General features: G+C 54.2%; 15 protein-coding genes and 1 tRNA gene. 7 read left to right on the top strand and 9 right to left on the bottom strand.

Features of this window, described 5'->3' with window-relative positions:
• Position 1 precedes the first annotated feature (1 nt).
• The 3 genes from FAP39_RS05035 to FAP39_RS05025 form a co-directional block, all read right to left on the bottom strand.
• Positions 2-1777, bottom strand: a complete 1776-nt coding sequence (locus tag FAP39_RS05035; protein ID WP_138015305.1) for an acyl-CoA dehydrogenase C-terminal domain-containing protein — start codon at positions 1775-1777, stop codon at positions 2-4.
• Positions 1778-1793: 16 nt separating this feature from the next.
• The gene (locus FAP39_RS05030) at positions 1794-2195 is read right to left on the bottom strand and encodes a MerR family transcriptional regulator (protein ID WP_138015304.1); all 402 of its coding nucleotides are present in this window, start codon (positions 2193-2195) and stop codon (positions 1794-1796) included.
• Between the two features lie 169 nt (positions 2196-2364).
• The gene (locus FAP39_RS05025) at positions 2365-2739 is read right to left on the bottom strand and encodes a MerR family transcriptional regulator (RefSeq protein WP_138015303.1); all 375 of its coding nucleotides are present in this window, start codon (positions 2737-2739) and stop codon (positions 2365-2367) included.
• Positions 2740-2856: 117 nt separating this feature from the next.
• Between FAP39_RS05025 and FAP39_RS05020 the strand changes: the two genes are divergently transcribed.
• From FAP39_RS05020 to FAP39_RS05010, 3 genes are read left to right on the top strand one after another with little or no spacing between them, the layout of a single operon-like run.
• Positions 2857-3279 (top strand): PaaI family thioesterase, encoded by a 423-nt coding sequence (locus FAP39_RS05020; protein WP_138015302.1) that lies wholly within the window; start codon positions 2857-2859, stop codon positions 3277-3279.
• On the top strand, positions 3279-3788 hold the full coding sequence (locus FAP39_RS05015) for a PaaI family thioesterase (protein WP_138015475.1): 510 nt from the start codon (positions 3279-3281) through the stop codon (positions 3786-3788). Before FAP39_RS05020 ends, FAP39_RS05015 begins: the two co-directional genes overlap by 1 nt.
• Entirely contained in the window at positions 3781-5103 is a 1323-nt protein-coding gene (locus FAP39_RS05010) for an MATE family efflux transporter (protein ID WP_138015301.1), read from the top strand. The genes FAP39_RS05015 and FAP39_RS05010 overlap by 8 nt, the downstream gene beginning before the upstream one ends.
• 19 nt (positions 5104-5122) lie before the next feature.
• Here FAP39_RS05010 and arsC read toward each other — a convergent pair whose 3' ends face one another.
• The 3 genes from arsC to FAP39_RS04995 are packed head-to-tail and all read right to left on the bottom strand — an operon-like array spanning position 5123 to position 6854.
• Positions 5123-5461 (bottom strand): arsenate reductase (glutaredoxin), encoded by a 339-nt coding sequence (gene arsC / locus FAP39_RS05005; protein WP_138015300.1) that lies wholly within the window; start codon positions 5459-5461, stop codon positions 5123-5125.
• A complete protein-coding gene (locus FAP39_RS05000) occupies positions 5458-6516 on the bottom strand; it encodes a quinone-dependent dihydroorotate dehydrogenase (RefSeq protein ID WP_138015299.1) in 1059 nt (352 codons plus the stop codon). The genes arsC and FAP39_RS05000 overlap by 4 nt, the downstream gene beginning before the upstream one ends.
• A complete protein-coding gene (locus FAP39_RS04995; RefSeq protein WP_138015298.1) occupies positions 6513-6854 on the bottom strand; it encodes a DUF952 domain-containing protein in 342 nt (113 codons plus the stop codon). The genes FAP39_RS05000 and FAP39_RS04995 overlap by 4 nt, the downstream gene beginning before the upstream one ends.
• Before the next feature lie 109 nt (positions 6855-6963).
• Here FAP39_RS04995 and FAP39_RS04990 point away from each other — a divergent pair, with 109 nt between their 5' ends.
• Complete coding sequence (locus FAP39_RS04990; RefSeq protein ID WP_138015297.1) at positions 6964-8538, top strand: bifunctional metallophosphatase/5'-nucleotidase; 1575 nt, start codon at positions 6964-6966, stop codon at positions 8536-8538.
• A gap of 66 nt (positions 8539-8604) precedes the next feature.
• On the opposite strand, the gene FAP39_RS04985 is transcribed toward FAP39_RS04990, so the two are convergent.
• The 3 genes from FAP39_RS04985 to FAP39_RS04975 all read right to left on the bottom strand — a co-directional run bounded on the left by FAP39_RS04985 (position 8605) and on the right by FAP39_RS04975 (position 11564).
• Complete coding sequence (locus tag FAP39_RS04985; RefSeq protein ID WP_171006780.1) at positions 8605-10347, bottom strand: tetratricopeptide repeat-containing sulfotransferase family protein; 1743 nt, start codon at positions 10345-10347, stop codon at positions 8605-8607.
• Between the two features lie 271 nt (positions 10348-10618).
• A complete protein-coding gene (locus FAP39_RS04980; protein ID WP_138015295.1) occupies positions 10619-10870 on the bottom strand; it encodes a DUF6552 family protein in 252 nt (83 codons plus the stop codon).
• On the bottom strand, positions 10860-11564 hold the full coding sequence (locus FAP39_RS04975; protein WP_138015294.1) for an SDR family oxidoreductase: 705 nt from the start codon (positions 11562-11564) through the stop codon (positions 10860-10862). Before FAP39_RS04975 ends, FAP39_RS04980 begins: the two co-directional genes overlap by 11 nt.
• A gap of 98 nt (positions 11565-11662) precedes the next feature.
• On the opposite strand from FAP39_RS04975, the gene FAP39_RS04970 reads away from it, so the two are divergent.
• The 3 genes from FAP39_RS04970 to FAP39_RS04960 all read left to right on the top strand — a co-directional run bounded on the left by FAP39_RS04970 (position 11663) and on the right by FAP39_RS04960 (position 14889).
• On the top strand, positions 11663-12541 hold the full coding sequence (locus tag FAP39_RS04970; RefSeq protein ID WP_138015293.1) for a LysR substrate-binding domain-containing protein: 879 nt from the start codon (positions 11663-11665) through the stop codon (positions 12539-12541).
• Positions 12542-12923: 382 nt separating this feature from the next.
• Positions 12924-14312 (top strand): hypothetical protein, encoded by a 1389-nt coding sequence (locus FAP39_RS04965; RefSeq protein ID WP_138015292.1) that lies wholly within the window; start codon positions 12924-12926, stop codon positions 14310-14312.
• Positions 14313-14814: 502 nt separating this feature from the next.
• Positions 14815-14889 (top strand) — tRNA-Gln (locus FAP39_RS04960).
• Positions 14890-15226: the final 337 nt, after the last annotated feature.

Below are 15226 nucleotides of genomic sequence, written 5' to 3'. Positions count from 1 at the left end.
CTTAGAATGCCTGTGCGTCCAGAGCCATAACAGTGTCTGCGCCAGATTGAATGCGCGACAGATGCAGGGCGGTGGCCGGCAAGCGACGAGCCATATAGTAGCGTCCGGTCGTGAGCTTGGTCTCGTAGAACGCAGCGTCAGAAGTCCCGGCTGCGAGAGCTGACGTTGCGGCCTTTGCCATACGTGCCCACATCAACCCAAGGCAGACGTGCCCAAACATGTGCATAAAGTCATAAGACCCTGACAGAGCATTGTTTGGATTCTTCATGCCATTTTGCATGAAATACATACCTGCGGCCTGAAGGTCCTTGGAGGCTGCCTTCAACGGCTCGATGAAGTCCTTCAGAGCTTCGTCATCGCCATTTTCTTTGCAGAAGGTTTTCACCAGATCAAAGAACGCCATGACATGTTTGCCGCCATCTTGGGCCAGCTTACGACCCACAAGGTCCAGCGCCTGAACGCCGTTGGCACCTTCATAGATCATCGCGATACGGGCATCGCGAGTGAACTGGCTCATGCCGTGCTCTTCGATATAGCCGTGGCCGCCGTAGACCTGTTGCGCTTGAACGGTCATGTCATAGCCTTCGTCGGTCAGGAAACCTTTGATGACTGGTGTCATGAGCGATACAAGGCCGTCCGCATCCTTGTCCTGTGCACGGTGGGCTTGGTCGATCAAGCTGGCACCCCAAAGGATAAATGCGCGCGCCCCTTCGATGAAGGATTTTTGATCCATCAGCGAACGACGGATGTCAGGATGCACAATCAGCGGATCCGCAGGACCGTCAGGGTTCTTAACTCCGGTGACATCACGGCCCTGAAGGCGGTCCTTGGCGTATTCAACCGCATTCTGATACGCCGCTTCTGCAGCAGACAACCCTTGCATGCCGACGCCTAGACGGGCTTCGTTCATCATAGTGAACATGGCACGCATGCCTTTGTGTTCTTCGCCCAACAAATACCCGGTGGCATCGTCATAATTCAGCACACAGGTCGAGTTGCCGTGGATACCCATCTTTTTCTCGATGGCGCCGACGCTCACGCCGTTGCGCGCCCCAAGCGAGCCGTCTTCGTTGACGTTGAATTTTGGCACGATGAACAGTGAGACACCTTTGATGCCGTCAGGCCCGCCAGGGATTTTGGCCAACACAAGGTGGATCACGTTGTCCGCCATGTCGTGGTCACCCGCCGAGATGAAAATCTTTTGGCCCGTCACCTTATAGCTGCCGTCCGCTTGTGGCTCTGCTTTGGTGCGCATCAGGCCCAGATCCGTGCCGCAATGAGGCTCGGTCAGGTTCATGGTGCCTGTCCATTCGCAGGAGACCATGTTTGGCAGATATGTGTTTTTCTGGTCGTCAGTCCCGTGGGCCAAAATTGCAGCAGCAGCCCCGTGTGTCAGGCCTTGATACATTGTGAAGGCTTGGTTTGATCCGGAAAACATCTCGCCGACAGCGGTCCCAAGAACGTACGGCATGTTTTGGCCACCGTATTCTTCGGGCATATCCAGACCTGTCCAGCCGCCTTCTTTGACCTGCTCAAATGCTTCTTTGAACCCAGTAGGTGTATAGACGATGCCATTTTCCAAACGACAGCCCTCTTGGTCCCCCACAACGTTCAGCGGAGCCAGAACTTCGCTGGTTAATTTTCCAGCTTCTTCCAGCACGGCGTTGGTGAAGTCCATTTCCAGATCGGCATATCCGGGGATGTCTGATTCAGAAACATTCAGCACATCGTGCAGAACGAATTGCATGTCTTTGACGGGGGCGTTGTATACGGGCATCTGTGTCTTCCCTGTGTTATTCTGCGGCTTTTTGGGTTTGCTCAGCTGTGGCGACCATTTTCTCGCCCCACTTGAGTTGTTCTTTGAGATCGTCGATGGCCTCGTTCAGCTCATCGCGTTGTTCTTCCATGTCTTTTAGACGTTGCTTGGCAACTTCATACGTGGCCTTAAGCTGTGTCGCTTGCTGGTCGCCCATATCGTAGAGGTCCAGCAGTTGTCTGATTTCCTCGAGGGAAAAGCCAAAGCGCTTGCCGCGCAAAATCAATTTGAGACGGGCGCGGTCACGTTTGGTGAACAGGCGCTTTTGACCTTCCCGAATAGGAAGCAAAAGCTCTTTGGCTTCGTAGAAACGCAGAGTGCGGGGCGTCACATCATAGGCGTCGCACATCTCGCGAATGGTCATTGTTTGATCGATCATGTCGTCAACCTCGTATCTGTCTTGCTCTGGACAAAATGGGATCGTGAGCAAGAGTTACAATACAGGTTGACGTTTACGTAAGTGAAACGTTACGTCACAAATAAGTTGACGTAGTGTTCGCTAAGGTAAAGCAATATTTTTGGCAAAAAGATGCCATCTCCTGTCGGAACTAGCCTTTGGTCAGCGCAGCGGCGGTCTCGTCGCGCAGCGCCATCAGCTCGTCCATGGCCTGTTCAAGTTGTGCCTTTTGCTCTTGCAACTCTGCGTATTGGCGATCTGCCATATTTACAAAGGCCTGCATTTGCGCCGATGTGCCATGGTTCTCATAGATCAAAAGCCATTGGCGGATGTCTTCCAGTTTAATGCCGAAACGACGCCCGCGCATGATCAAGGTCATGCGTGCCAATTCACGTGGCCCGAAAAATCGCGAACGACCTTCGCGCACGGGCTGAAGCAATTCGATATATTCATAGTAACGCAACGTTCTGGGCGTGACGTCGAAACGGGAACACATTTCTTTGAAAGACAGACGAATATCAGACATTTGGCACTTCTCCACTGGGGGAAAACTTAGGGTGCCTTTGAATGAAGAGCAACAGCCCCTCTTGCTCAATCTGAAAATTGCGGCTCATAAAGGGATCAGATTTAGCCGGAGTCCCACATGAAGCCTGAAAAAGCCAAAATGGCCGAACAGTTTATCGGAGCGATCCCTCACTGCAAAGCACTTGGGATGAAGTTGACCTCGATCGGGGAAGGGGTGGCGGAAATGGAGCTTCCCTATGATCTGCGCATTGTGGGGGATCCGCAGAACGGAGTTATTCATGGTGGGGCCGTCTCAGCCTTGATGGACACATGTTGTGGCGCTGCCGCAATGAGCCATCCTTCATCTCCGGCGGGAACTGCCACGATTGATTTGCGTATCGATTACATGCGCGTGGCCACACCCGGACAGAATATCAGAACCCGCGCAGAATGTTATCATATCACGCGGTCGGTCGCCTTTGTCAGAGCGACAGCAACGGATGACGACGATCAGCGGCCTGTGGCGACCGCCACTGGTGCATTTACTGTGGAGTTGAAATGATGGCGCGTACACGTCCTGAACCCGTTCAAGTGGTCAAACATCGCCGCGACGCCGCGCTGAGTTCTCTCGTGCATGGCGTGCCGTACATTCAGTTTCTGGGGATCGAGTTTGATCGCCGGGGCGACGAGTTGACCGCAGTCATGGCGTATGACGAAAAACTGATTGGCAATCCGATGCTGCCAGCGTTGCATGGGGGGGCAATTGCCGGTTTCCTTGAGATCACGGCAATCATCGGGCTGGCGTGGACCGTGTTGTGGGACGATATTGAAACCGGCCGGATGGACGCTGAGGAATTGGCGATTGGTCATTTGCCGCGTTTGCCAAAGACGATTGATTTTACCGTGGACTATCTTCGGTCCGGATTGCCGCGTGATGCGTATGCACGCGCACGGGTAAACCGATCGGGACGACGCTATGCCAGCGTGCATGTCGAAGCATGGCAGGATCAACGCAGCAAATTGTTCGCGCAGGCCACAGGTCATTTTGTAATGCCCAAAACGGATGCCTGACATCGGGCCGATCACGCATCGGCGGGTCCTGCGCGGGGCTTTGCCGATTGTTGTGGCAAACGCAACGGTGCCAATTCTTGGCGCGGTTGATACGGGCGTCGTCGGCCAGTTGGGTACAGCGGCTCCGATTGGGGCTGTCGGGCTTGGCGCAATTATCCTGACGGGCATTTATTGGATTTTTGGGTTCCTGCGGATGGGAACTACGGGGCTCACGTCCCAAGCATATGGGGCAGGGCGTTCTGGCGAAGTCTCGGCGATGCTGACCCGCGCGCTTATGTTGGGGATCGCGGCCGGTGTCTGTATTGTGCTGTTGCAAGTTCCGCTCTATTGGGCTGCGTTTCAAATCGCACCCGCCAGCCCCGAAGTCGAAACGCTGGCCCAACAGTATCTGTGCATTCGCGTCTATAGTGCACCAGCTGCGATTGCGATGTATGGCCTGACTGGGTGGTTGATCGCGCTTGAACGCACTAAGGCGGTGCTTGTGGTTCAGGTATGGATGAATTGCTTGAACATTGGTTTGGATCTTTGGTTCGTGTTGGGGCTTGGGTGGGGCGTGCAAGGCGTCGCGCTTGCCACGTTTCTTGCGGAATGGAGTGGGCTGGCGCTTGGGCTTTGGCTGTGTCGGGGCGCGTTCTTGCAACCTGCGTGGCGGGACTGGACCCGCATTTTTGACAAGGCACGGCTGCGCGAAATTATGGCGGTGAATACCGACATTATGCTGCGATCCCTGATGCTTCAGGCAATATTCATGTCGTTCCTGTTTCTTGGTGCGCGCTTTGGTGATGTCACATTGGCAGCCAATCAGGTGTTGCTGCAGTTTCTGAATATCACCGCATACGCGCTGGACGGGTTCGCATTTGCAGCCGAGGCGCTGGTGGGGCAAGCCATCGGCGGACGCAACGTGCAAGCGTTGCGCCAAAGTGTTGTTCTAAGCAGTCTCTGGGGGCGGGTGATCACAGCGTCGTTGGCGGTGCTGTTTGCTGGAATCGGCGCACCGCTGATTGATTTCATGGCCAAGGCCCCCGACGTTCAGATCGAAGCCCGCCAGTATCTGCCGTATATGGTCGCCGCGCCGTTGGTTGGGGTCGCGGCATGGATGTTGGACGGGGTTTTCATTGGCGCGACGCAAAGCCGAGACATGCGCAATATGATGGCGATTTCGCTCGGGGTATATGTGTTGGCTGCGGCCAGCCTTTTGCCGTTGCTGGGCAATCACGGCCTGTGGCTGGCGCTGTTGGTGTCTTTCATTGCGCGCGGGGTGACATTGGGTTTGAAATACCCGTCATTGGAACGCAAAGCATCCGTGTCGACCTAGGGTCTTGGCCCTAGGGGTTTTACAAGATGTCCAGTACGCTCTCTGGTGGGCGCCCTATGGCCGCTTTGCCATTTGCGAACACGATGGGGCGTTCGATCAGTTTTGGGGCCTTTGCCATGGCCTCTAACAGGCGCGCGTCGTCGTCGGTCTTGCTTAGCCCAAGGTCTTTGAACTCTGCTTCGGTGGGGCGCATCATGTCTATGGCGCGCACACCCAAAAGGTCACGCGCGGCGCGAACATCTTCAAGGCTGGGGCCATCAGTGAGATACAGGCGTACGGTGACGTCGCCCTTATCTTCAATCAAGGCAAGGGTTTGACGCGACTTTGAACATCGCGGATTGTGCCAAATTGTGATCATAGCCATGCCTCGCGTTTAGAGCCAACCGCATCGGCGACCGTGTCGAACCCGTCTTTGGCCAGCAATTCATCCAACCCATGCACGATGTCTTCGGTCAACGACAGACCATCATAGACAAGAGCCGTATACAGTTGGACAGCAGACGCACCCGCACAGATTTTGTCATAGGCATCTTGGGCGTTACAAATGCCGCCAACGCCAATCAGCGGAATTTGCCCATCCAGCATTTGGGAAAGCCGCGCCAGAACGCGCGTGGATTTTGTGAACAGCGGGGCACCAGAAAGCCCGCCCATTTCGTCACGATGTGAACTGGTCAATGCCTTGCGATCCAACGTGGTGTTGGTGGTAATCACTGCATCAAGCTTGGCTTCAAGGGCGACCTCTGCGATTTCTGCCAGTTCGGCGTCGCTGAGGTCAGGCGCAATCTTGAGGAAAATCGGAATAGGGCGTGCCAACGCATCGCGTGTCTCCATGACACCCGCCAGCAGAGCAGACAGCGCCGCTTTGCCCTGTAAATCTCGCAGCTTTTCCGTGTTCGGAGAGCTGACATTCACAGTGGCGAAATCCAGCGACGCACCACAATGTGCAAGCACCCGTGCAAAATCTGCGGCACGGTCTTCGCTGTCTTTGTTGGCCCCAAGGTTAAGCCCGATCACCGCGTCTTTTGGGCGGGATGTCAGACGTGTCGCAATGGCGTCCATCCCGTCATTGTTAAACCCAAAGCGATTGATCGCAGCATAGTCTTCGGTCAGCCGGAATAGACGCGGTTTTGGGTTCCCTGGTTGAGGACGCGGAGTTGCCGCACCAACTTCGAAAAATCCAAAGCCGGCACGTGACAGGCCCTCAAGGGCGGTCGCGTTTTTATCAAATCCGGCTGCCAAACCAACTGGGTTGGGCAAGTGCAGTCCCGCAACGGTGGTTTTAAGGCGGGGCGATGTCAAAATGCCGGGCGCCGGAGCCAAGCCAGCCTGAAGCGCTTTGATCGCCCAACCATGCGCGGCTTCTGGATCCATGAGGTGCAGCGCCCGCATGCCGATTTTTTCAAGTACCTTCATATCCCTAGTCCTGCTGGAAATTGGTGTGTGCCGTCGACAAGTGGCAAAGGTTGTGCCCATGCCACATCTTTCAGATCAAGATGTCGATACAAATGTGGAAACAGCGCCCCGCCTCGGGAGGGTTCCCACTTGAGCGCATCGCCAAGCGTGTCGGTTTCAAGGCCCAAAAGAAACAGGTCCTGTTCGCCAGCAAAGTGTTTCCCTGCGGTTTCCGCAGCCTGTTCAGCCGTGGAAAAATGGACATAGCCGTCGGAAACATCGATTGGCGCGCCTGCGGTGTTCCCGTTTGCGCGCAACTCCGCCCACTCGGGGGCGCGGAAAATCTTGAAAATCAGCATAGCGCTGACATGCAACGCCACGACGGCTACGTCAAGCAAGAGAAGTTTTGACTCAGAGGCAACAACAGAGTCACCATCGACGGGAATGAACGAGTCGAGGGGACACTTTATGAAACATCATTTGCTCGCAGGGGCCGCCTTTGTGGGGTTGAGCGCTGGCATGGCTGCTGCTGACTATTCGTTGACCGTGCTGCACACCAACGATTTCCACGCGCGGTTCGAACCAATCAGCAAATACGATTCCGGCTGTTCAGAAGAAAAGAACGCCGAAGGGAAATGTTTTGGCGGTACCGCGCGTCTTGTCACAGCGATTGCCGAGGCACGTGCGCGGGCCACGAACAGTATTCTTGTGGATGGCGGGGACCAATTCCAAGGCACGCTCTTTTACACCTATTACAAAGGCAAAGTCGCCGCCGAGATGATGAACAAGCTTGGCTATGATGGTATGACCGTCGGCAACCATGAATTTGATGATGGCCCCGAAGTCTTGCGCGGGTTTATGGACGCAGTGTCTTTTCCGGTGCTGATGTCGAACGCAGACGTTAGCCAAGAGCCACATCTTGCAGGCAAGTTGGCCAAATCCGCAGTGATTGAACGTGGTGGTGAAAAACTGGGCCTGATTGGCCTGACGCCGCAAGATACGGATGAACTTGCCAGCCCGGGGCCGAATGTGACGTTTTCTGATCCGGTGGCGGCTGTTCAGGCCGAAGTGGATGCCATGAGCGCACAAGGGATCAACAAGATTATTGTCTTGTCGCATTCTGGTTATCATGTTGACCAAGCTGTTGCAGCGGGGACAACGGGCGTCGATGTGATCGTCGGTGGCCATGACAACACATATCTGTCGAACGTGTCGGATCGCGCCAAAGGCCCGTATCCCACGATGGTCGGTGATACGGCGATTGTCCAAGCCTATGCCTATGGTAAATTTCTCGGCGAGCTGAATGTGACCTTTGATGATGCAGGGAACATCATTCAGGCCAGCGGCGAGCCCATTTCCATGGATGCAACCGTGTCAGAGGATGGCGGCACCAAGTCGCGTATTGCTGAATTGGCGCTGCCGCTGGAAGAAATCCGTCAGAAAGTCGTCGCGGAATCCGGCGCGGTGATCGAGGGAGACCGCAGCGTCTGTCGGGTGATGGAATGTGCCATGGGCAATCTGGTTGCCGATGCCATGCTGGATCGTGTCAAAGATCAAGGTGTGTCGATCGCCATTGCCAACTCAGGTGGATTGCGCGCCAGCATTGATGCAGGTGAGGTCACCATGGGCGAGGTGTTGACCGTGTTGCCCTTCCAAAACACGCTGTCGACGTTTCAGGTGACGGGCCAAACCGTCATTGATGCGCTTGAGAATGGCGTCAGTCAGGTCGAAGAGGTCAAAGGTCGCTTTCCGCAAGTTGCGGGGCTCAAATTTTCCTGGACTGCAGATGTCGCCCCGAACGAAGGCCGGATCAGCGACGTGATGGTGATGCAGGATGGTGCTTGGGCGCCGATTGATCCATCCGCGACCTACGGGCTGGTCTCCAACAATTACGTGCGCGGGGGCGGTGACGGATACAAAATGTTCCGCAGCGCGATGAATGCCTATGATTTTGGGCCTGACCTGGCGGATGTTCTGGCGGAATACATGGCACAAAACGCCCCGTATCAACCCTATACCGATGGGCGTATTCAGAAAAAATAGCGAACTGGTGTGTTTCCGGTTTGGGTTCAGAGGGCACCGTGTTCGGTGCCCTCTTTTTTGTGGGTCTTATTTGAGGTCAGGCCAAAGCGCGGGGTCAAGACCGTCAATAAAGGGCTGCAACGTGTGTTCCATCACACGCCAACCGCCAAGGGATTTCTTGTGCACACCTTCGCGCACCTGAACCACGGATGCAGTGCGCACCGTTGCGGTGTTTCTCTCGGGGGATGCCATGTCAGCTTGCCACTCCAAGTCACAAAACGCTGCCATCTTGCGGCTTGCGGCCTCCACGTCGTTGACAATATCCTGATAGGCCATCGTCAAGATCCGGTCGCCATACACCTCCGACCAATGCGCCATATACCTGCGATACAGGTTGGCGTTTTCGGCCATGGCTTTCAGGTCATAGCTGAAGTTCATCCAGCCGCTTGGAAAATTGACTCGCCACATCGAAAGCGCCACATCACGCGGGTCACGATCAATGTGAATGATTTTCGCATTTGGGAATGCCTGTAGCAAAAAACCGACATACCTATAATTGGCGGGCATCTTGTCCACAAAGGCGGTCGTGCCCTGTGGCAATTCTGGCAGAGCTTCACGAAACTCTGTCGCAAAGCCAGCAGGATCAAATGTGTTCGTATCAAGCGCCGCAGAGGCCAGACGCCCCACGAATGGCAATTCCCCAAGGCTCTCAACAGAGGCATGTGCGGACAAGATCATCTCGGACAAGGTGGTGCCAGATCGCGGTTGTCCAATCACAAAAATCGGGCGCGGGTCCAGATGTGAGCTGTTTTCCGGCTGGTCTGAGCCCACTGGAAACAGGGCTTTGATATGCTCGTATTCTGCAATCGCAGCCTCAAGGTCATAGGGGCGGCGGGGGGCTTCCAGCTTGTTTGATGTCTTTAGATACGCCGCAGCTTTATCATGCTCTTTTTGTTGAAACAAAAGATTGCCCATCGCAAGGTTCAGGAAAACCTGTGCGGGTGCTTTTTTCGGAACCTTGGCCAGCGCAGATTTTAGCGCGGGCATCAGTTTTAGATTTTCTTCTGCAGATTGGGTTTTCACCAGCTCGCTAAAGCCTTCGCCATGCAACGGATCGACCTGTAACAGGCGGTGATAGGCAGCAATGGCCTCTGGCATACGGCCAGATTCGGTCAGTTGTACGGCATACCGATGCAGCGCATTGGCGTGGTTTGGTCGCATCGCAAGCGCCTTTTCAACCGCCAACATTGCATCATCATGACGGCCCATCCGCGACAGGGGCAGACCCATATTGGCCAATGGATCAGGGTCGTTCGGGGCCAGTTTGTGCGCCGTTTCGAAATCGGCAACCGCGTCGGCATCTTGCCCCAAATCTGTGTATGATATGCCTCGCAAGGTATAGGCCAAGGCCATTTTGGGGTTGGCTTTGATGACGTCCGAACTTGCTTGGATGGCTTCGTGGGGCATGCCGCGCCGCACAAAAGAGATTGCTCTGAGTTGCAATAGAGGGGATGGATCACTGCGCTTTGGCACCAATTTGTCAATCAGTTCATTGGCTTTGGGATGTTGATCCGACATGACCAACGCCTGAATCAGGTTGTTCTGCATATCCTGATCCGAGGGGCGCATCTTGAGGGCTTTGGAAAAATACGAAATGGCATCTCGCGGGTTGCCGCCTTGGGCCGTGGCCATTCCGACCATATTGGCAAAATTGGCCTCGGCGGGAAATTTGCGCATTGCGGCTTTGGCTGCTTTGGCGGCCGCAGAAAACTGACCGCTGTTCATATATCCCATGACTTTTTGGATATTCTGTTGAAGCGTGACTGCCATGTCGAGCCTTTCCAAGGGGCGACCGCGGGCCGCAAATGAGTTTTCTGAACTGACGTTCCTTGGGGGACAGGGTGTACTGATGTGCAGAAGATTTGCAATCACATTGCCAAATGCAGCACCGCACGGGGGATGGCGTGTTCGTGGACATAGTGTCTTGGTGTGATGCGTGCGGGCCTGACGCAAACGTCTGTTTACTGGCGATCCGGTGCTATGTGCATTCGGTTTCATGGTGACGCGTTGCGCTCTCCGGATGAATGATCGACCGTTGAGCCTATCCCGTTGCCATGCCGGTCACCATGGCACCGAACGCCACAATGTGGATCAGCATAATGGCTCTGTCGTTCCAGAGCACACCGACGGCAAACCAGCCAAGGACGCCGATAAGAAACAGGTACAGGTTCCACGGCGTCCAGCCGACCGCCGTAGCGGTATAGCCCAGTATTTGAATCATCGAGGCCGCCCATTTGACCACAAATGCGATGCGGCCTGTTTGGGGGCGACTCTCGATGACATCAGACGGCACGTGTGAGCCCACCGTCTATTCTCAGGTTCTGACCGGTCATGTAACTTCCATCTGCGGACGCCAGCAGTGAAATCAGAGATGAGACTTCGTGTGCATGACCATATCGCCCCAAAGGAATGCGCGCCTTCCGGTCTTCGGTTTCCGGCAAGCTGTCGATAAACCCCGGCAAGACATTGTTCATGCGAATATTGTCTGGCGCATATTTGTCGGAATAAAGCTTGGTGAATGCGGCCAATCCGGCGCGAAACACGCCAGATGTTGGAAACAGAGGATCTGGTTCGAACGCGGCAAAGGTCGAGATATTGATGATCGCACCGCCACCTTGAGCCTGCATCAACGGTGTCACAAGGCGTGTCGGGCGAATGACATTCAGCAGATATACGTCCATTCCGGTGTGCCACGCGTCGTCTGAAATCTCTAGGACCGGTCCCTTGGGGCCGTGCCCGGCAGAGTTGACCAGCACGTCAACGCGCCCCCAACGCTCTTGTGCGCCGTTCACAAGGGACATCAGATCATCCCCCACGAGATTGGACCCGGTGATGCCAAAACCACCGAGTTCATTTGCCAACGCTTCACCTTTTCCTGAGGAAGACAGAATGCCGACTTTGAAGCCATCTGCCGCCAATCGCCGTGCCGCATCAGCCCCGAGTCCGCTGCCGCCCGCTGTGATAAGTGCAACTTTTCCTACAGACATATTGATCTCCATTGTAAACTTACGGCACTTATATGGGGTTTTGACTGATGATACGTTCAAGAATTGATGTTCCGAGGGTGTAGGAATACTATTGCCATATGACACATCTTCCACCTCTCAACTGGTTGCGCGCATTTGAAGCTGCGGGCCGCCGACTAACCTTTCGCGCCGCTGCGGATGAGTTGGGCGTCACACAAAGCGCCGTGGCACAGCAGGTGCGCCAGCTTGAAACGCATCTGGAGTTGCCGCTGTTTGAGAGATTGCCTCAGGGGCTGGCGTTTACGTCGTCGGGGCGCGGCTATCATGTGGCCGTAGCGGCAGCGTTTGAAAATTTGCGCACCGCAACCGACAATCTCAAGCCCGAGCCCGGCAGGGTGCTGATCAGTGTGACACCGACGTTCGCCGCAAAGTGGCTTATTCCGAACCTGCCGGATTTTGCCAAAGAACACCCCGATGTCGATCTGCGTATTCTGGCGACAGAAAAAATCTCGAGCTTTCATGGCGACAATATTGATTTGGCGATTAGGCAAGGCAAGCCACCTTTTGGTGCGGCCATAGACGCGCGATGTCTCTTTCGACAGGAGATTATCGCTGTCGCTGCGCCGACGTTGATTGCGGGGCAATCGCTGCCGCTGCCCGCCAAAGCCGTGTCGGAGCTTCCAAAATTACATGATGCACACGATCTTTGGCCTGAATTCTTGCGAGTTTTGGACGTCAGGGATCAAGGAGGGCATGGCGTGCGCTTGAACCAGACAGCCTTGGCTGTAGATGCGGCGCTGGCAGGGCAGGGCGTTGCCCTTGTCAGTCGCTTCATGGTGACGCGCGATCTCGCTGCAGGTCATCTTGTGCAGGTCACGCCAGAGAGCATTTCCGGAAAGCAGGATTTTTATCTGTTGGCAGAGCGCAAGCCGCGAGCGGACAAGGCAATCGCAGGTGTGATCAACTGGTTTGTCTCTCAGGCGAAATTGATGGAGTGACCTCAGAGAGGTAAGAAAAGTGCTCGGGGCGCGGATTCGGCGAAGTCCAATCGCCTCGGATATCGTGGACAAATGCGCCATGAGGGTTGCGCCATGAGGTGCATTCTCTTAGCTCTCGTTCTGCTAGACCAATAGGAGAGTTTGCATTGTTTCAGTTGCCCGTCTTGTTCATGCTGATCTCCATTTTCCTCTATAGCCTATTTCCGTTGGTCGGGGTGTTTGGTACGGGTGAAATCTCGGGCTTTGCATTTGCCGGACTCAGTCACATGTTGTCGGCTGCGGTGTCTTTGCTGGGCGCATTGATGTTGTCTGGCACATCGACCGAATATGGATTTCGTAGACTTTTCCATGATCTTAGGGAAGATCGATCCGCCCTGCGCTTTTGTTTGTATCCTTTGTATATATTTCCAAGGCATCCGCGACGATTGTGTTTGATGTTTGGCCAATCCTTGCGATCTTCTTTTTTGTCGCCTTGGCGCGGCCATTAGGTGACGTCGCCTTGGGGACAAAACCTGCGACAATTGGCAAAAGAGTATACTTCCTGTCTCTGGTCGCGTTTCTGGGCATGGTTGTCATCATGCTTGGCGACCTAAACCTGTATGACTTGTTGAATGATGTTCGAGGTATGTCGTCGCTTTTTGATGCCAAGATCGGCCTTGTACTTGCAATTTTGTCGGCCGTTTTGATGGCATATTCGGTGGCCTTGGGGCGCAATACGCGGCTTTTTGTACAAGACAAATATGGGGCCTGCGAGAGCCACAGCGCGCAACTGCATCTCGCGTTGTTGGCGAGTGCCGCCACCAAGATTTTTGGCGCGTTGGGCTTTTTGCTTACGATACCGTTTTTGCCCAATTTTTTTCCGGCGGTTACATCGATGAGCGCAATTGCCTGGGGGTGGGTGGTCTTTAATGGTGCGGTGATTGTGACCCTCGGATCGTTGACCTATCGCGAGGCCTTGGCGCGCACCGATCGCGTTGAGCTGGCGGTTCTATGGTACACAACGCCTGTATTTGCGTTGTTCTGGTTGTGGATCGCTGGGGTCGAGAGTTTGACCGTGGCCGTCGGTCTGGGGGCCCTTTTGATCGTAAGTGCGAATGCGCTTTTGCATTTGCGATCCGATACGACGCCGGCGTTTGTAGGGGTTTTCCTGAGCTTGAGTATCACGAGCGTGATTGTTCTTATGACGCCTCCGGTCGTACTCGTACAATACATGCCGAACACATCTCTTGTTGATTTGGTGGCGCTCCCCATTGGGTTGATCAGTATTCTCGGAGGTTTCCTTTTGGAGCGGATAAGCTCCTTGCATGCCGAAGCACGTTTAGGGGTTATGCATCTGACCGACTATCTGGAAGGCCGCGGCGAAGCGGTGACATCGCCTGCAATATTGGGCTTGGTCGAGAGGCGCGACCTGCCAGAAAACCTTCAGGAGCAGGTTCGGCATCTGCGCCTTGGGCAATACCCGATTATTCGGCCCGGTGAGCTGTTGGTGATGTGGACGCTTGGGCTGTTTTCCGTGATCTGTGTGACCGTGTTTCGGGTCGAAAACGTTGTCGGGGATGCGCTGGCTGTGCTGACAAGTTCTGCGATTTGCTACATCGTGCTGCATTTGACGTTTGATGCACGAATTCGAGTAGACGCGGTGATCCGAATTGTACGTCGTGACGATCAAAGCCAATTGGCCCGCTCACAACGGACGTTGTCTTTGCTGATCTTCTGTATCATGTGCGCAGCAGTCTTGGTTTTAAGCCATATCGCACACCTTGGATCCTGAGCGAACAGTTACGCACGCTGTGGGGCAGGTGGTACGTTTGTGCTCATAAGAAACGTGACCCAGAAGCGGGCGCCCACGACCGACCGCACGGCTGTAATATTCGCGCAAGCCGTTTGGAAGTAGGCATCTACGATCACTTGGATCGTGCGGTGTTTTTTCCGGTATCGGCTATTTCATGCAACGCCTTAATGGGATTGCGGCCCGACAAAATTCGAAATCTGATTGTGGTCTCAGACGAACGCGCGCTTTATTGACGTATGCGTATAGTATAAAAAGTATTGTTAAATATCAAAATGATGAGTTGATATTCATATGAAGTTACTCATGAAATATCGTGTCGCTACAGTTTCACCACCGGGTCCTGTACCTGCTGCATTGCGATCCAAAACTCATGGAAAACACTCTTACAATATATGCTGCGAAAATTTCGAAAAAAGCTGTCAAAAGTTTCGATTCAGGGCTTGCACACGTCAACAACTCACAGTAATTACCAGCGCAGAGTTGGGATGTGGCCTAGCGGTAGGGCAACTGTTTTTGGTACAGTAGATCGTAGGTTCGAATCCTACCATCCCAGCCAACTCTCTCCGGATCAGTGGAATAAGCAGTCAGGCACCCCAAGGGTCCCGAATAATGCCCCTGTTTATGCCCCACTGTTGTGGGCCCTCTTACGGGTCCTCTGGGGCAGGGTAACCTTAGGGGATATTATTCAGATATTATAGGGGGTTAGGTGGGAGGATATACCTACTGATTAATAGGTATAAGTAATGGATAAGAAGAGAAGATAATGGGAGAAGAGGACCCTAATAGGTAACCTTAATAAGTCCCCCCTACGTAAGTCCCCAGTAGGTATGGACCTGTCACGGTTTGATGCCGCTCCTTTGATAGCATTTACTGCAACAAAGGAGATGAACTAT

The sequence above is a fragment of the Shimia litoralis genome, assembly GCF_005518135.1.
Taxonomy (GTDB): Bacteria; Pseudomonadota; Alphaproteobacteria; order Rhodobacterales; family Rhodobacteraceae; genus Shimia_E; species Shimia_E litoralis.
Note: the sequence above shows the minus strand (reverse complement) of the source record. Positions and strands in the feature narration are given on the sequence as shown.